This window comes from Clostridium neonatale, from assembly GCF_900465025.1.
Lineage (GTDB): Bacteria > Bacillota > Clostridia > Clostridiales > Clostridiaceae > Clostridium > Clostridium neonatale.
This window is the reverse complement of the sequence record NZ_UICR01000002.1, coordinates 822228-840649: the sequence shown is the minus strand read 5'-3', so window position 1 is coordinate 840649 and position 18422 is coordinate 822228. Positions and strand designations below refer to the sequence as shown.

Genomic DNA, 18422 nt, shown 5'->3' with positions numbered 1-18422 from the left:
ATTGCAATGGAAATTGGTAGAGTAAGAAGAGGATCTGTTACTCCGGAAAGAAAATCTGTTTCAGAAAAGAAAGATTTTTCACAAAGCTTTAATAAGGAAAGACAACGTAAATCTGAAGAACAATTAAAAAAGCTAGTTGATGATATAAAAAAGAGAGGAAACAAGCTTATACTGACTAAGACATATGTAGATGTAGTTATGTATAAAAAAATGATAAAAGAGTACTTAGAATCTGTATTAAAATATATGTATGAAACAAAAAAAGATATAAGTTTTTGGCAGACGCAATATTTTGTAACAGTGGATACTGTTGATGGCAAGCTTGAAGAATTAACACAAGCTGTATTAGGTGATCAAAAAGAAAATATAAACATTGCAGCAACCATAGATGAAATACAAGGCATGATTGTTGATATGTATAGATAAGTCATAAATTCATAATTAAAGATGCATGCCCTTTAGATTACCTATAGGGGAGATGTATAATTGAGATAAAAACTAATATTTATATATATTTTTAATTTTGAATTAAGGAATATGTATTTAAAAATTGTGAATTTAAGAAAGCAGGTATATAAAATGAAAAAAAATATATGTTTAGTTTTAACAATGATTTTAGCATTATTTACTTTTATAGGGTGTGGAAATAGTACAAGCATTAATAATGATAATACTCAGTCAAAGGTGGAAGAAGCATCAGAACCTAAAAATATAACATTTGCAGTACCAGATGGATTACCAGCAATAGGAATTGCAAAGATGATAAGGGAAAAACCAGAAATAGTTAAAGGATACGATGTCACATATACAATAGAACAAAGTTCAGAAAGTTTAGCTACTAATGTAATGAAAGGCGAGCCAGATGTGGCTATAGTGCCATCAAATCTTGCTGCAACAGCCTATAATAAAACAAATGGAGAGTATAAGATAGCAGGTACTACTGGATGGGGATCTTTTTATTTAGGCTCAACTAATCCTGAAGCAACTTTAGAAAATCTAAAAGGTAAGGAAGTTTATAACATAGGAAAAGGCTTAACACCAGACATAACTGCAAGAGCAATTCTTAAAGATAAAGGAATTGATGTAGATAATGATATTAATTTTAGTTACGTTGATGGAGTAAGTGAACTTGCACCTATTATTTTGGCAGGAAAAGCAGAATATGCGGTAATACCAGAACCAGCCTTATCAACAGTTCAAACTAAGAATGAAAACTTTAAAGTTATTTTAGATTTAAATGAAGAATGGAAAAGTATAAATAATTCAGAATATGGGTATCCTCAGGCTACTGTTATAGTAAAAAAAGATTTAATAGATAATGACAATGAATTTGTAAAAGCACTTTTAAATAAGATAAATGAAAGTACAGAATTTGTATATAAGGATAAAGATACATTAGGATCTTATTGTGAAGAAATTGGAGTTTCTGCAAAGAAGCCTATTATAGTTAAAGCTATAGACAGATCAAATATTAAATATGTATCAATAAAAGATAGCTATAAAGAATATGAAACATATTTTGAAAAATTAAATGAATTTGATCCTAAAACTATAGGAGGCAAAGTGCCAGATGAAGCAATTTTCATGGAAAAATAAGATATATAATTTATTATCATGTATAATATTTATATTGATATGGGAATTTATTGCTACATCAATTAATAACGAGATTTATTTACCTAAGATTGAAAGTATATTGAGTTCTACTAAAGAAATAGTTTCAGATAAAGAATTTATAAGAATTATATTAAGTACATTTTATAGAACTGTGTTAAGCTATTTAATAGCGTTAGTTCTAGCAGTAATATTCGGGGTATTGTCATATGCAAGCCCCTTATTTTATTATTTATTAAATCCTATAAATTCACTTTTTAAAACTATACCTACATTAGTTTTAATAGTACTTGCACTTGTTTGGTTTGATAAAGATAAAGCACCATATATAGTTGGATTTGCTATTGTTCTGCCTATACTTTATGAGGGAATAAGAAATAGTTTTAAAGAGATAGACAAAAATATTATAGAAATGACTAAAATTTATGAAGTGAGTTTTATAGATAAATTAAAAAAGATATATTTGCCTAAGATTAAATTTTATCTTATGAGTATATTTGTATCTACATTTTCTCTAGCATTTAAAGTTGTTATTGCTGGTGAGGTACATGGACAGCCAAAGTATGGAATGGGATCACAAATACAAATAGAAAAGGTTAATTTTAATACAAGCGGAATATTTGCATGGATTATTATAATAGTTTTAATATCTTTGATTTTTGAATTAATAAATTCAATATTAAGAAAAAGAGTGTATAGGTGGAAAAGATAGTGAAGATAAGTGTTAATAATTTAAATAAAAGTTTTGGAAACAAGATTGTCTTTAAAGATTTTAATCTCGATTTTAATGATGAAAAAATAAATTGCATAGTCGGACAGTCTGGTTGCGGAAAGAGTACCTTTTTAAATATCATAAGTGGATTGACAGATATAGATGGTGGAGAAGTAGTGGGAATTAATAATGGTGATATAAGTTATGTCTTTCAGGAAGATAGATTAATAGAATATCTTACTATATATGAAAACTTAGAGTTAACACTAAAATCCTATTATAAAAAACATGAGCTAAAAGACCAGATAGATGAATTATTAAATTTACTTGGACTCGAGGAAGTGAAAAATAAATATCCGAGTGCACTTAGTGGAGGCATGAAACAAAGAGTAAATATAGCAAGGGCTTTTGGAAAACCATCAAAAATAATTTTGATGGATGAAGCATTTAAATCTTTAGACTATAAACTAAAATATATAATAATTGATGAATTTAAAAATATACTAAAGAACAGAAAAAGGATGGTCATTGTAGTTACTCATGATTTAGATGAGGCTATATATTTCCAAGGAAATATATTTGTATTTGGTGGAGAACCTGCTCTAGTAAAGGGGAAATTTGATGCAAATATTATTGGAAATAAAGAAAATATTATAAATTTAATGTAATATAAGAAGCTTAGGTTGCAGAAAATAAATAAAGGACGTAGAATCAAAGTTTAGTGGATAACAACCGAAATAAAGCATTTATGTTGGCTCGCTTGCTACAAAAATGAAGCTAAAAATTTAACCATCAATGATTGTGCCCAAAAATGTTTGCTCCAAAAAGCAAGTTTTTAGACAAACAATTTTGGAACAATCATTGATGAAAAATTTTAAAGCTTCATTTTTCAATGCAAGACACCGCCAACATAAATGCTTTATTTCTTTATTCCATATAAACTCTGAGTATCCAGATATATTTTTATAAATATATGAATTTAAATTCTTACAAATGTGCACTTATAAGAAGAGCAGCTATGCTGCAATTCGGATCTTTGCTTATTTATTGGTGGATACCGGTGTTTTATAAGTAGCTTCCTAAATTATTACAAGTGATTGAAAACTATATTTTTAGACTTGTAATATTCCTAAAAACATAAATTATAACTAAAAAAAGTTAGACATCTATGATTTTAGAGCAAAACAAAGAAATTCAATATATGATAGGCGTAGTATTGCATTAAGAAATTTAAGCTTTTAACTTCTTAGATATAGGCTGTTCCAAAATTATTTGTCCAAAACTTGTTTTTGGAGCAAATGGTTTTGGGCACAGCCTCTGCCTTTAGAAGTTTGGTACTCTATAAGTGTAGATACAAATCATAAATATATGATTTAACATCTGCACTTATTTTAATTTATAATAAAGGGAGTAATTTGGTATGACGACTTTAGAATTGGGTTTTAACATCCGTAGCTAAAACTGTCAGCCATCCCTTATTATAAAGATTCGATTAAGCAGGTTGAAACCGTACGGCTTTCGTGTAACTAACCAAAATGAATTGTAATAAGTGTGGGTGGATTAAAATTACAATAATTTTTTAGGAGGATTAACATGATTAGTGTTGGAATTGATGTTTCAAAAGGAAAAAGTACAGTATGTATATTGAAAGAATATGGTGAGGTTATTAGTGAACCACATGAAATAAATCATACTGAAGCTGATTTAAAAGCATTAGTTGAATCTATTTCTGAATTAAATGAAGAAACTAGAGTTGTTATGGAAGCGACCGGTCAATGTCGTCAACTTAAGAAAATATAGAAAATTTAATAAAAAACACTTGACAATAGGTAAAAAAATGCAGCCTCGCTATAGATATTAAATTTATAGCGAGGTTTGATTTTATGAAAAATATTAAATTACTATCACAAATTTTAAAACGAACAAATAAATTAATTGTTTCAGATGAATATAAGCAGTCATATAGTTTAGGAAATTCTTTTTCAAGGAAAAGAAAACTATCGTTTTCTAATGTAGTTTATTTAATTTGTTCTGTATTACGAAAGTCTATACCTTTAGAAATAGATAATTTTATTGAAAATCATACATGTTTAAACTTTCCTAATATATCAAAGCAAGCATTTTCTAAAGCAAGACAAAATATTTCACCTGAAGCCTTTAAAGAACTATGTAGATTATTTGTTGATTCTTTTTATAATTCAAAAAAGAAATTGAATAAATGGCATGGATTTAATATTCTTGCAGTTGATGGAACATCTATACAAGTTCCTGATACTATTGAATGTGGTAAATACTTTGGAGTAAGTAAAAATCAAAATAAAACTCAAACAGCAGTTGCGACGGCATCAGCCTTATATGATATATTAAATGATATTATAATTGATGCTTCAATAACTAAATTTAAAACTAGTGAAAGAGAATTAGCAAAACAACATCTAGATCAAATCAACAATGAAAAATTATCAAAAAACAGTATTGTAATATTTGATAGAGGATACCCTTCTTATGAGATGTTTGACTATTTAGATACTAAAAATATGCTTTTCTTAATGAGAGTACCATCATCATTTAAAACAGTACAAAATATTGATTCCAATGATTGTATTTTGGAATATAAAATAAAGAGAAAATACAGAAAATTGCGTGTTATAAAAATAGAGCTTTCAAACAACATTACAGAAATATTAGTCACTAATATTTTTGATGAAAACATTAAATATGATGAATTTAAAGAGTTGTATTTCCTTAGATGGGGAGTCGAAAGTAAATACAAAGAGTTAAAAAGTAGTATTCAGATAGAAGAATTTTCGGGAACAAAACCAATTTCTATAGAACAAGACTTTTTTGTTTCTATTTATTTATCAATGGTTGTAGCTCTTATAAAAGATGAGGCCGATGCTGCGATAGCAGATGAAATTAAAGATAAGAATTTAAAATCAATGTATCAAGCAAATCGAAATTTTATACTTGGGCAAGTTTTTAATAGAATTATTAATTTATTAGTTAATGCTAAATTAACAAGAAAAATTTTAGAAATAATATTAGAAAAATCTAAAAAAATTCGCTCACAAATACGTCCCAATCGTTCTCGTGAGCGAAAAAACAAACATCCAAGGAAAAAGCATCATCACAATAAAAAATCATGCATTTAAATTACAAATAATTGCATATTTCAAAATTCACTTTAACCAGTGGATTTATTTAGTGTACCATTTTTTAGAAGAAATTTAAATATATCATCTAAAAATAATCGTGATTTATATTTACAAATTACTTAAGTTGACGACATTGAGCGACCGGTGCATACCATTTGCCACTACTTACTTATCTTAAAAATCATGGTATATTTGTAGCCGTAATAAATCCATTAATTATGAAAAAATATTCTGCTATAGGATTAAGGAAAGGTAAAACTGATAAATTAGATTCTATCAAAATAGCTAATTATGGAATTGATAATTGGTTTAAATTAACTGACTATGAAGCAACAGATGAGGTGTATTCTGAATTAAAATTATTAGGTAGGCAATATTCTCATTATATAGCTATGAGAATAGAGAGCAAACTTGTACTAAGTAATCTATTAGATAGAACAATGCCAGGAATTAAAAATCTATTAAAAAATAGATCCGATAAGCCAGAGAAAGATAAATTAAATGATTTTGTTAAAGAATACTGGCATTACGATAATATTACCAAGAAAAATGAAAAGCAATTTATAAATAGTTATTTTAAATGGGCAAAAAATAAAGGATACCATCAAAGTGAAACAAAAGCAAAACAGATATATGCTTTAGCACAAGAAGGCATCCCTACACTATCTTCTAGTACCCCATCAACCAAAATGTTAGTATTAGAAGCTGTTCGAGTTCTTAGCGAAATAGATAGAACTCTATCTATGATATTATCACAAATGCAAGAATTAGCAAGTAGTTTAAAGGAATACAATGTTGTTAGAAATATGCCTGGAGTTGGAGATACATTGGCTCCACGCTTAATTGCTGAAATCGGTGATTTAAAACGCTTTTATAATAAAAAGGCTTTGATAGCTTATACGGGTATTGATTCACCTCCTTTTGAGTCGGGACAGTTTGTTGCAAACAAACGTCGTATTTCTAAAAGAGGTTCTGCATTATTACGAAAAACTGGATATGAAATTATGAAATGTATCAAAAGTGCCAAACCAAAGGATGATCCTATATTTTTATATATGTTAAAAAAAGAAGCAGAAGGAAAACCTAAAAAAGTTGCTAAAATTGCTGCATTAAATAAGCTTCTAAGAATATACTACGCTAGAGTAAAAGAAGTCTATAATACTTAAATTTAGATAGTATCTATATCTAAATTTAACAGAATTTCTGTTTAATTTATTTGTCATGCAAAAAATATATAAAAAACCTGCTAAAAAAAACTTGATTTTTCTTAGCAGGTTTTAGCTAAAATTTTTCTACAATCAAGCATATCATATATTGAATTTCGGTGTTATCCACTAAACTTTGATATTACGTAATATATTTATTTCACGTTCAATAGTATTTTGATTTTAAATGTAAAATTTAAATAAAAGTAAGTGATTTTATATATTTAAATATATTTTTATACCAACCAGGCTAAGAAAGAAAAAGCTAAGCATAAAAGTCGCTGTACTCAATATTTTTCTTTTTGAATTTAATAGTTTTATCCCAATATATACTTGAAAAAGTCCAATGAATATAAATAAAAAAGAAAATATATTAGTTGTGTCTGAACTACTACTAAGTATTAAATTAGAAAATAAAAATAATAAAATAAATGAAAAAATAATATTTATTATGTTTAAATGTTTAATCATACATACACCACCTCATTTAAGAATTTAGTATATTATTTAAAAATATCATATGAATTCAATTAATAATAAAATCTATTTAATTTTACTGAAAAAAATATATATGATATTATTAAGTAACTAAAGAATGAAATAATTTAATTTGTATTATAAAGATAGATATTAAATTATATACAAGCTTTAGGAAAAATATACCAAAAGGAGAACTCAAATGATAAAAAAGTTTATATCATTTTATAAGCCTTATAAGATGTTATTTACATTGGATTTATTTGTTGCATTTATAGCTGCATTGTGTGATTTAGTATATCCGATGATGACAAGAGAACTTATAAATGATTCAATACCTAATCAAAATTTAAGAATGATAGTTGTTTTTGCAATATCATTATTGATTATATTTTTAGTAAAAGCAGCGTGTGGATATTTTATGCAATATTGGGGACATGTTGTTGGCGTTAGAATGCAGGGAGATATGAGAAGTAAGATATTTAATCATCTTCAAAAGCTTCCTAATAGTTTTTTTGACAGTAATAAAACTGGTGACATTATGTCGAGAATAATAAATGATCTTATGGATATTTCAGAACTTGCACATCATGGTCCAGAAGATATATTTATTTCAATAATAATGCTTGCAGGGTCATTCATATTTTTAAGTACAATCAATTTACCTTTAACACTTCTTATTTTTGCATTTATTCCTTTAATTGTGTGGTTTACTTTATATCAAAGAAAAAGAATGAATAAAGCATTTTTAAATAGTAAAGTTGAAACTGGTGCAGTAAATGCAAATTTAGAAAATAGTATTTCGGGAATAAAAATATCAAAAGCTTTTGTAAGTCATAAATCAGAACAAAAAAAGTTTGAAGAAGGAAATAATAAATTTATAGTAGCTCGTGAAAAAGCATATAAGGTTATGGCTGAATATTCTTCTGGTGCTAATTTTGGAATTGATATATTAAATTATGTAGGACTTATAGGTGGAGGAATATTTACATTTAAAGGATTTATAAGTGTAGGAGACTTTATGGCATATATGCTTTTTATAAAATCATTTATTGATCCTATTAAGAAGCTTATTAATTTTATGGAACAATATCAAAATGGCATAACTGGTTTTCAAAGATATATGGAAATTATGGATGAAAATAAAGAGAAAGATAAAGCAAATGCAATAAAACTTGATACTGTAGAAGGTGAAATCGAATTTAAAGATGTTAATTTCAGTTACGAAGGGAAAAATGTACTTGAAAATATATCTATAAGAATTAAAAAGGGTGAAATGCTTGCACTAGTTGGTGAATCAGGTGGAGGAAAAACAACATTTTGTAACCTTATACCAAGATTCTATGATGTTGATAGTGGGGATATATTAATAGATGGTAAAAGTATATATGATGTTAAATTAGATTCACTTAGATCAAACATAGGAATTGTACAGCAGGAAGTATTTTTATTTACAGGTACTATACGAGATAATATTCTTTATGGTAAAGAAAATGCTACAGAAGAGGAACTTATAAATGCCGCTAAAATGGCTAATATACATGAATTCATAGAAAGTCTTGAGGATGGATATGACACTTATATAGGGGAAAGAGGAGTTAAACTATCAGGTGGACAAAAACAAAGAATATCTATAGCAAGAGTATTTTTAAAGAATCCGCCAATACTTATTTTAGATGAAGCAACCTCGGCACTTGATAATGTTACTGAAAAGATAATTCAAGAATCATTAGAGAGATTATGTAAAGGTAGAACTACTATTGTTGTTGCGCATAGATTATCTACAATTAAAAATGCTGATGAGATTGTTGTTCTTGGAAAGCAAGGTATTATAGAAAAGGGTTCTCATGAGGAATTAATTGAATTAGGTGGAACTTATAGCAAATTGCATAAAATATCATCATTTTAAATTGTAAAAAAATATGATATAAAATGATTAAAGTATAGAATAGTATTAAAAATAAAAGATTAAAATAGATATGGGATGTCGCAGATTATTTAATGCGCTATCCCATATTTTATTTACTAGATTTATTAATAATTAGAACTAAAAGAGGCATAAATGAATAGTATTATATATAAAGTTTTTATTATGGAGAGGATTATATGATACCTAATATATACGATACAGATTTTATGAAGGAAGTATTAAATGAAGAAAAACTAGTATTAGTAGACTTTTCAGCTATTTGGTGCGGACCATGTAAAATGGTTGCTCCTATTTTAGAAGAAATTGCTTATGAAAATGATAATGTTAAGATAGTAAAAATGGATGTGGATGTAAGTCCGTTTATTTCAAGAAAATATAGGATAAACAGTATACCTAATATAAAATTTTTTAAAAATGGTAGAGTAGTTGATGAAATAATTGGATTTGTTCCTAAAAGACAAATTGAAGAAGTGATAAATAGAAATCTTGAACAATATATAGATGAGGAATTCTAAAATGAATGAAAAATATGATATAGCTATCATAGGGAGTGGACCAGCAGGAATATCAGCAGCACTAAATATAAAAATTAGAAACAAGAAATTTATACTCTTTGGGAGTTCAAATTTAAGCTCTAAATTAGAAAGAGCACCAAAGGTTAATAATTACTTGGGATTTTATAATGTATCGGGAGAAGAGTTAAAGAAAAGATTTCACGAGCATATGAAGCAAATGGATATACAAATAACAGAAGAGAGAATAGACTCTATATATTCTATGGGGGAATGTTTTCTCTTAGCAGTAAATGATAAATATTATGAGGCAAAGACTATAATTTTAGCAACTGGTATTGATTTTAATAAAGAAATTGAAGGAGAAGAAGAGTTTTTAGGTCATGGAGTGGGTTATTGCGCAACATGTGATGCACCATTGTACAAAGGTAGAACAGTATCTATTATATCGTATCATAAAGATGGAGAAAAGGATGCAAACTATGTACAGGAAATAGCAGAAAAAGTTTATTATATACCTATGTACAAAGGAAAATATAAATTAAAAGAAGGAATAGAGGTTGTAATAGATAGGCCTACAAAAATAGAAGGAACAGAAGTGGTAAAAAAACTTACAATGCAAAATAGAGTTATATTTACCGATGGAGTATTTTTATTAAGAGAAAGCTTATCACCTAAACAACTTGTGCCAGGATTGGAAATTGAAAATAATCATATAATTGCAAACAGGAAGATGGAAACTAATATACCTGGGTGTTTTGCTGTTGGTGATTGTATTGGAGCACCATATCAATATATTAAGGCTGCTGGGGAAGGGAATATCGCGGCTTTAAGTGCTGTTTCATATTTAGATGAAACTTATATTTAATAATAAATATAAAGAAACGTATTTAAAAGACTGCATTGAATTTATTTTTCAATGCAGTCCTTTATAGTTATAAAAATTATTTAACTTCGTATATCCATCCTTCAGGAGCTTCAACATCACCCATTTGAATTCCATAAAGAATATCATATAATTTCTTTATTGTAGGTCCAACTTCAGTTTCACTATGGAAAACATATCTCTTGTTTTTATAGTCTATAGCACCGATAGGTGTAATAACAGCAGCAGTACCACAAGCACCAGCTTCAGCAAATTCATCTAATTTATCTACAAAAACATCTCTTTCATATACTGGCATTTTTAAATAATGTTCAGCTATGTATAATAAAGAATATTTTGTGATACTTGGTAATATAGAAGATGATGCAGGAGTTACGAATTCTCCATTTTTAGTTATACCTATAAAGTTAGCAGCACCAACTTCATCAATTTTTGTATGAGTTGCAGGATCTAAGTATATGCAATCTGCATATCCAGCTTCAGCAGCTTTTTTATGAGCTTGTAATGAAGCTGCGTAATTTCCGCCAACCTTTTGCTTACCAGTACCATGAGGTGCAGCCCTGTCAAATTCATCTTGAACTACAAAGTTACAAGGCTTTAATCCACCTGAGAAATAAGGTCCTACTGGCATGCAGAAAACTGTGAAGATATATTCAGATGCTGGTTTTACACCTATATTATCCCCAACACCCATAAGTACAGGTCTTATATATAAAGTTGCTCCAGTTCCATATGGAGGAACCCATTCTTTATTAGCTTTTACTACTTGCATACAAGCATCTATAAATTTTTCTACAGGAACATGTGGCATAAGAAGCTTGTCACAACTTTCGTTCATACGAGCTGCATTTCTATCAGGTCTGAATAATTGAATTTTACCTTCTTTAGTAGTATAAGCTTTTAAACCTTCAAAGCAGCTTTGCCCATAATGTAAAACTGTAGAAGCTTCACTCATACGAAGCATATTGTCTTCTGTAAGTTTACCATCATCCCATTTTCCGTCTTTCCAAATTGAAACATAACGATAATCAGTTTTAATATAATCAAATCCTAGTTTGCTCCAATCGATATCAACTTTTTTCCCCATGTTAGTTTGTTGCTAAAAATATGCACTTTTATAAGGCGAATTTTCAAATTAAAAACAAAGATGTCTTATAACGCGTGATAAGTTTTGGCAACAATTCACCTCCCTTTATTATATAGGCTTATCGCCATTTTTTATTTAATAGAATCATTTTATCACTATTTAAAGAAAAATTCCACAAAACAATATAAAAATATTAATTGAAAGAAAGAAATGATAAAATATTACTTCTAAATGTGCCGATTATATATTAAATTAATATATAATCGGCATATTTGTTATCATAATAATAAAAAGTTGAAAGGTGAGGCCTACTATTTCCAAGGCTCTGCATCTGAAGGCATTCTGAAATCTCCTCTTGGACTTAATGAAATACTACCAACCTTAGGACCGTCAGGAAGAGCACTTCTTTTAAATTGTTGTGTGAAGAATCTATACATAAATTTATCTAACCATTTTTGAATTTCTTCTTCACTATAATCATCTTTAAATGCATGATTAGCTAAGAAGAAAATTCTATCTTTTGTTGACCCATGCTTTATAAAGTGATACAAGAAGAAATCATGAAGTTCATATGGACCTACAATGTCTTCGGTTTTTTGAGTTATCTCTCCAGTCGAATCTTTTGGTAATAATTCAGGGCTAACTGGTGTATCTAAAATATCCATAAGGGTTTCGCTTACAACATTATTAGATTCATTTTGAGCCACATATTTTACTAAATATCTTACAAGAGTTTTTGGAATTGATGGATTAACAGAGTACATTGACATATGATCACCATTATATGTACACCACCCAAGTGCAAGTTCTGATAAATCACCTGTACCAATTAATAACCCGCCTTCTTTGTTAGCTATATCCATTAATATTTGAGTTCTTTCTCTTGCTTGAACATTTTCATATGTTACATCATGTATGTCTTTATCATGACCAATATCTTCAAAGTGTTGAAGAGCTGCTTTTACTATGTTTATTTCTCTTAAGTCTGTGCCTAATTCGTTGCATAATTCAATTGCATTATTATATGTTCTATCAGTTGTTCCGAATCCAGGCATTGTGATTGTAACTATATTCTTTTTATCTAACTTAAGAAGTTCAAATGTTTTAACAATAACAAGAAGAGCTAAAGTAGAGTCAAGTCCACCTGAAATTCCAACAACAGCTTTCTTGCATCTAGTATGTTCTAATCTTTTGGCTAAAGAAGCAGCTTGAATATTAAATATTTCTTTGCATCTTACATCACATTCCTGTTCAGATGAAGGAACAAAAGGATGCTTATCAATAAATCTATCAAAATTATAAATGGATATATTATCAAATTCAAATTTAATAAAATTAGGGCTTAATGATAAATTTTTAGTTGCATCTCTAAAACTTAGATTTTTCATTCTTTCAGATTTTAATTTGAATACATCTATATAAGAATAGATAACTTCATTTTCTCTTTGGAAGCGTTTATTTTCTTTTAATAATGAACCATTTTCGCTTATTAATAAATGACCGCTGAATAACACATCTGTTGTGGATTCATGAACACCAGCAGATGAGTAAATATAGCTGCACATACAACGTGCACTTTGATTGGAAATTAGACTTTTCCTATAGTCAGCTTTGCTTACCAGTTCATTAGAAGCAGAAAGGTTACCTATTATATGAGCACCCATTAGTGACAAATATGAACTTGGTGGAATAGTTACCCAAAGATCTTCACAAATCTCTATACCAAAGTTTGCAATTTGTGATGAAAAAATTAAATCTGTTCCAAATGGAACATTTTTCTGAAAAGGTAAATCTACAGTCGCATTTTTAATATCTAATCCTTCACTAAACCAACGTTTCTCGTAGAATTCACTATAATTTGGAATATATGATTTGGGAACTATTCCAAGGACAGATCCTTTATAGAATACAAAAGCAACATTATATAATATGCTATTATGTAAGAAAGGAGAGCCAACAGTTATTAACATATCTGTATTTTTTGTTTCGTTTAATATTGTCTTTATAGCTTCTAATGATTTTTCTATTAAATATCCCTGTAAAAATAAATCGCCACAAGTATATGATGTTATACAAAGTTCAGGAAATACTAAGAATTTGCATTTTTCATTTTCAGCATTTTGTATGCAGTCTAAGATTTTTGATATATTATAATTAATATCAGATACTCTAGTTGTAGGACACGCAGCACCTACTTTAATAAAATCCATGAAATCACTCCTTGTTAAATATATTAAAAGATAAATTATATATTATAGTAAGTGGATTTTTATATAAATTTATTCTTTAATTTATACAATTATTTTAAACTCTAATAGTGCTTATGGCAATAATGGAAAACCTCTCATGAAATATATTAATTTAAAAATGAATAGAACTAAATAAATAGTATTAAATACATTATAAAACAATAATAAATAACTTGAAAAGAAAGTGATGATACTGTATAATGAGAATATAAAGAAAGTACTTCTTTAATATTGAACATTAAAAAAATCTTAAAGCAGACTTTGAAAAGTATACTAAGAATGGAAAGATTGATATAATATATAGTATAAAGGAGGGATATAAATGGGATGGGTAATAGTTTGGTTGATTATAGCAATAGTAGCAGGAGCAATTGATGTTTTAACTAGTAATTTTTTCTTTGTGCTATTTTCGATTGGATCAATAGTAGCCGCTATATGCGCGGGGCTTGGAGTTCCGTTTTTATATCAAATAATAGTTTTTTCTATTATAAGTTTGATAGCTATGATTTTTGGATATCCGTGGTTAAAGAAAAAGTATAAAATGATGCATAAAAGAATACCATTAATGGAAGAAACATATATAGGAAAGATTCTTATAGCTGAAAAAGACATAGAAACTAAAGCTCAAATTAAGGTTGGAGGAGAGTATTGGACCGCTGTAAATGAAGGTGAAAAGATTACTAAAAACGAAAAATTTGAGATAACAGGTATTGATGGAATAAAATTAAAAATAAAAAGAATTTAGGAGGCTTATTTTATGTTATTAATGATAATTTTTGGAATTATACTATTACTTTTATTAATAGTAATAGTATCCTCAATTAAAATTGTTAACACAGGGTACTTATGTGTTGTAGAAAGGTTTGGTCAATTTGATAGAATATTAGAACCAGGATGGCATGTTATAATTCCATTCGTAGATTTTGTTAGAAGAAAAGTTTCAACAAAACAACAAATATTAGATGTACCACCACAATCAGTTATTACTAAAGATAATGTTAGAATATCTGTTGATAATGTTATATTTTTTAAATTATTAAATGCTAGAGATGCTGTATATAATATAGAAGATTATAAATCAGGTATTGTATATTCTGCTACAACTAATATAAGAAATTTAATCGGTAATATGAGCTTAGATGAAGTTTTATCAGGTAGAGATAAAATCAATTCAGACTTATTAAATATTATTGATGAAGTCACAGATGCTTACGGAATAAAGATATTATCAGTAGAAATAAAAAATATAGTTCCACCACAAGAAATTCAAGAAGCTATGGAAAAACAAATGAAAGCAGAAAGAGATAAAAGAGCTATGATTCTTCAAGCAGAAGGACAAAGACAATCTCAAATTGAAAAAGCTGAAGGGGAAAAACAATCACAAATTTTAAGAGCTGAAGCTGAAAAGCAAGCTAATATAAGAAGAGCAGAAGGTTTAAAAGAATCACAATTATTAGAAGCTGAAGGTAAGGCAAAGGCGATTGAACAAATATCTATTGCAGAAGCAGAAGCAATTAGAAAAGTAAACAAGGCAATTATTGATTCTGGAACAGATGAGAGAGTTATAGCATTAAAGCAGGTGGAAGCTCTTAAGGAAATGGCATTAAATCCAGCTAATAAGCTTATTCTTCCAAATGAAACTTTATCATCACTTGGAAATATAGCTGCAATTGCAGATACATTAAAGGATACATTAAAGTCAGAAAAATCAGAATAGGTATAAATAGCACCTCGAATCATTATGATTTGGGGTGCTATTTTTTAGTAAAATATATTGAAAGAAACAAACTTAAAAAATATCATTATTCAAAGTATAAATAGTGATTAATAATTAAATTGTATAAAAATAATTTGAAAGATTTATTTAATTGAAGATGTTGTTAATATAAATAGTAAAAATGCTTGACTGTTTTACTTTAGTGTGTTAAAGTAATGAAAGAGAAAAGCAGTGATTATAGATTCTATTTAAGAATGTTTTAATTTTAGGAGGTAAATATTATGAATGCTAAGAAGTTAATAAAAAAGATAGCTACGTTAGGAATTATAGGAGTTTTGGGGACAAGTTTAATTGCGTGTGGGGGAAGCAGTAGTCAAGCTTCAAGTGAAAGTAGTGGAAAAGAAACAGAAGCAAAAGGAACTATAGAAAAGAAAGAATTAGTTATTGGATTAGATGATACATTTGTCCCAATGGGATTTAAAGATGAGAATGGAGAATTAGTAGGATTTGATGTAGAACTTGCGAAAGTAGTTTGCGAAAAGCTTGGTAAAGAATATAAGTTTCAAGCAATTGACTGGAGCATGAAAGAAACTGAACTTAATAGTGGTAATATAGATTTGATTTGGAATGGTTATTCAATTAGTGATGAAAGAAAAGAAAAAGTTGACTTTTCAAAACCATACTTAGATAATAAGCAAATTATTGTAACTTTAGCCGATTCTAGTATAAATAAAAAGGCAGATTTAGAAGGGAAAAAAGTTGGCGCACAAAATCAATCAACAGCTGTTGATGCTGTTAAAGCTGATGAAAGCAATATAATTGAAAAATTTGATGGTGGAGATCTTGTAACATTTGAGAATAATAATGATGCATTGATGGATTTGGAAGCAGGAAGATTGGATGCAATTGTTGTTGATGAAATATTAGCTAGATATTATATTGAAGCAAGAGGTTCTGAAAAATATAAAATATTAGATGAAAACTTTGGTGATGAACAATACGGAGTTGGAATAAGAAAAGGTGATACAGAATTTGTTGATGCATTTAATAAGGCTTTAGATGAAGTTGTAGCAGACGGAACAGCTGGAGAAATATCAAAAAAATGGTTCGGTGAAGATATTGTTGTTAAATAATAAATTGGTATTATATTTTGTAGCATGAAGATAAATCTTAGGAGGGGTTAGACATTGGAATATATATTTGAATTAATACCACAAGTATTAGAAGGTCTTAAAGTTACATTAGAAGTTTTTGGACTCACATTAATTTTATCTATTCCACTTGGAATATTAATTGCACTTATGAGAACTTCGAAGTCATTAGTTTTAAAGAATATAAGTGGTGCATATGTTCTTGTAATGAGAGGAACTCCTCTTTTGCTGCAAATAATTTTTATATACTTTGGATTATCTATAATAGGAATCAAGTTTGAAAGGTTCCCAGCAGGTATTTTAGCTTTTACACTTAACTATGGAGCATATTTTGGTGAGATATTTAGAGGAGGAATAATATCAATAGATAAAGGTCAGATTGAAGGTGCACAGGTATTAGGATTAAGTACAAAAGATATATTTTTCAGAATAACATTACCACAGGCATTTAAAAGAGTTATTTCTCCAATTACAAATGAAATAACAACTTTAGTGAAGGATACATCGTTGATATATGTTTTAGGACTAGAAGAGATGCTAAAAATAGCAAAGACAGCAGCTAATCGTGATGTTTCATTAATTCCATTTTTAGTAGTTGGAATAGCATATCTAATAGTTATAGCAGTTGTAAGCTTTATTCTTAAAAAAGTAGAACAAAGATATGACTACTATAAATAGGAAAGGAAGAAGAAAATGCTTAAAATAAGTAATGTTAGAAAAACATTTGGGAATGTGGAAGTTTTGAAAGGTATTGATCTTGAAATAAAAAGCGGAGAAATACTTGTTATAGTTGGTGAATCTGGTGGAGGAAAAACTACACTATTAAGATGTGTAAATGCACTTGAATTCTGTGATGAAGGTACTATTGAGATTAACGGAAAAGTATTATGCAAAGATGGAGAATATGTATCTAAGAAAGAACTAAAAGATATAAGAAAAGATATTGGCCTTGTTTTTCAGACATTTAATTTATTTCCTCATATGAGCGTTTTGGAAAATCTTATTGAAGCACCACAAAGAGTTTTTGGTGTTGAAAAGTCAAAAGCAGTTAAAAAAGCAGAAGAAACACTTAAATTTTTAGGGCTGTTAGATAAAAAAAATAATTATCCATTCGAATTATCAGGGGGGCAAAAACAAAGAGTGGCAATTGGAAGAGCTCTTATGTTAGAACCTAAGATAATGTGTTTTGATGAGCCTACATCAGCACTTGATCCTGGACTCACAGGAGAAGTGGCAAATCTTATAAGAAATTTAGGCACTAATGGAATGAGTATGATGATAATAACTCACGATATGGAATTTGCCAAAAAAGTGTCAGATAGGATAGTTTCTATGGATAATGGAAAACTTAAAGAAGGTTTAATATTTGAGGATTAATTGTAATAAATTTGTTGAAAAATATTTTTTAGTATAGTATAATGAAAACGTAATATAATTCAAGATTTAATCAGTACTACTTACGCCTCTGGTTCAGAGATTGCTCATAGTATCAGGTTATAATCTTTGAAACAAGGAGGATTTTTTATAATGGAAGATAAGACTTTAGTATGCAAAGATTGTGGTAAGGAATTTATATTCACAGTAGGTGAACAAGAATTCTTCAAGGAAAAAGGATTCGATAACGATCCAGTTAGATGCCCAGAATGCAGAAAAGCAAGAAAAGCTCAAAGAAACAATAGAAACTTTGACAGATAGTGAATTTCAGGTCATAAGATTTTTATCTTATG

Annotated in this window: 16 protein-coding genes and 2 pseudogenes; 16 read left to right on the top strand and 2 right to left on the bottom strand. The window is 28.3% G+C overall.

All coding sequences use genetic code 11. The features are described 5' to 3' along the window. Window positions 1-6: 6 nt before the first annotated feature. The 10 genes and pseudogenes from CNEONATNEC86_RS15455 (at window position 7) to CNEONATNEC86_RS15410 (ending at window position 10473) form a co-directional block, all read left to right on the top strand. Window positions 7-426, top strand: coding sequence for a YaaR family protein (locus CNEONATNEC86_RS15455; RefSeq protein ID WP_058296077.1), 420 nt, complete (start codon window positions 7-9; stop codon window positions 424-426). 153 nt (window positions 427-579) lie between these two features. Then, window positions 580-1596, top strand: a complete 1017-nt coding sequence (locus CNEONATNEC86_RS15450; RefSeq protein WP_058296076.1) for an ABC transporter substrate-binding protein — start codon at window positions 580-582, stop codon at window positions 1594-1596. Further along, complete coding sequence (locus CNEONATNEC86_RS15445) at window positions 1571-2326, top strand: ABC transporter permease (RefSeq protein ID WP_159116640.1); 756 nt, start codon at window positions 1571-1573, stop codon at window positions 2324-2326. The genes CNEONATNEC86_RS15450 and CNEONATNEC86_RS15445 overlap by 26 nt, the downstream gene beginning before the upstream one ends. Continuing rightward, the gene (locus CNEONATNEC86_RS15440; RefSeq protein ID WP_159136341.1) at window positions 2326-2994 is read left to right on the top strand and encodes an ATP-binding cassette domain-containing protein; all 669 of its coding nucleotides are present in this window, start codon (window positions 2326-2328) and stop codon (window positions 2992-2994) included. Before CNEONATNEC86_RS15445 ends, CNEONATNEC86_RS15440 begins: the two co-directional genes overlap by 1 nt. A 925-nt stretch (window positions 2995-3919) precedes the next feature. Beyond that, window positions 3920-4099, top strand: a pseudogene (locus tag CNEONATNEC86_RS15435) (IS110 family transposase); the annotation flags it as partial. 110 nt (window positions 4100-4209) lie between these two features. Further along, window positions 4210-5478, top strand: a complete 1269-nt coding sequence (locus tag CNEONATNEC86_RS15430; protein WP_125147759.1) for an IS4 family transposase — start codon at window positions 4210-4212, stop codon at window positions 5476-5478. Window positions 5479-5618: 140 nt separating this feature from the next. Beyond that, window positions 5619-6647, top strand: a pseudogene (locus CNEONATNEC86_RS15425) (IS110 family RNA-guided transposase); the annotation flags it as partial. A gap of 718 nt (window positions 6648-7365) precedes the next feature. Continuing rightward, window positions 7366-9072, top strand: coding sequence for an ABC transporter ATP-binding protein (locus CNEONATNEC86_RS15420; protein ID WP_058296072.1), 1707 nt, complete (start codon window positions 7366-7368; stop codon window positions 9070-9072). A 197-nt stretch (window positions 9073-9269) separates the two neighbouring features. Continuing rightward, complete coding sequence (gene trxA, locus CNEONATNEC86_RS15415; RefSeq protein ID WP_058296071.1) at window positions 9270-9608, top strand: thioredoxin; 339 nt, start codon at window positions 9270-9272, stop codon at window positions 9606-9608. Between the two features lies 1 nt (window position 9609). Further along, window positions 9610-10473, top strand: a complete 864-nt coding sequence (locus tag CNEONATNEC86_RS15410) for an NAD(P)/FAD-dependent oxidoreductase (RefSeq protein ID WP_159136339.1) — start codon at window positions 9610-9612, stop codon at window positions 10471-10473. Between the two features lie 76 nt (window positions 10474-10549). Here CNEONATNEC86_RS15410 and CNEONATNEC86_RS15405 read toward each other — a convergent pair whose 3' ends face one another. Together CNEONATNEC86_RS15405 and CNEONATNEC86_RS15400 are read right to left on the bottom strand one after the other, a co-directional pair. Further along, window positions 10550-11578: a branched-chain amino acid aminotransferase gene (locus CNEONATNEC86_RS15405; protein ID WP_058296069.1), complete on the bottom strand. Its 1029-nt coding sequence runs from the start codon at window positions 11576-11578 to the stop codon at window positions 10550-10552. Between the two features lie 311 nt (window positions 11579-11889). Then, complete coding sequence (locus tag CNEONATNEC86_RS15400; RefSeq protein ID WP_159136338.1) at window positions 11890-13788, bottom strand: NAD(+) synthase; 1899 nt, start codon at window positions 13786-13788, stop codon at window positions 11890-11892. Between the two features lie 361 nt (window positions 13789-14149). Between CNEONATNEC86_RS15400 and CNEONATNEC86_RS15395 the strand changes: the two genes are divergently transcribed. The 6 genes from CNEONATNEC86_RS15395 (at window position 14150) to CNEONATNEC86_RS15370 (ending at window position 18390) form a co-directional block, all read left to right on the top strand. Next, window positions 14150-14572 (top strand): NfeD family protein, encoded by a 423-nt coding sequence (locus tag CNEONATNEC86_RS15395; protein WP_058296067.1) that lies wholly within the window; start codon window positions 14150-14152, stop codon window positions 14570-14572. Between the two features lie 12 nt (window positions 14573-14584). Continuing rightward, a complete protein-coding gene (locus CNEONATNEC86_RS15390; protein WP_058296066.1) occupies window positions 14585-15544 on the top strand; it encodes an SPFH domain-containing protein in 960 nt (319 codons plus the stop codon). A gap of 281 nt (window positions 15545-15825) precedes the next feature. Beyond that, window positions 15826-16677 (top strand): amino acid ABC transporter substrate-binding protein, encoded by an 852-nt coding sequence (locus CNEONATNEC86_RS15385; RefSeq protein ID WP_125148789.1) that lies wholly within the window; start codon window positions 15826-15828, stop codon window positions 16675-16677. Between the two features lie 54 nt (window positions 16678-16731). Further along, window positions 16732-17373: an amino acid ABC transporter permease gene (locus CNEONATNEC86_RS15380; protein WP_058296064.1), complete on the top strand. Its 642-nt coding sequence runs from the start codon at window positions 16732-16734 to the stop codon at window positions 17371-17373. A 15-nt stretch (window positions 17374-17388) separates the two neighbouring features. Beyond that, window positions 17389-18072: an amino acid ABC transporter ATP-binding protein gene (locus CNEONATNEC86_RS15375; RefSeq protein ID WP_058296063.1), complete on the top strand. Its 684-nt coding sequence runs from the start codon at window positions 17389-17391 to the stop codon at window positions 18070-18072. Window positions 18073-18222: 150 nt separating this feature from the next. Continuing rightward, the gene (locus CNEONATNEC86_RS15370; RefSeq protein ID WP_058296062.1) at window positions 18223-18390 is read left to right on the top strand and encodes a zinc-ribbon domain-containing protein; all 168 of its coding nucleotides are present in this window, start codon (window positions 18223-18225) and stop codon (window positions 18388-18390) included. The last annotated feature ends 32 nt before the right edge of the window (window positions 18391-18422 follow it).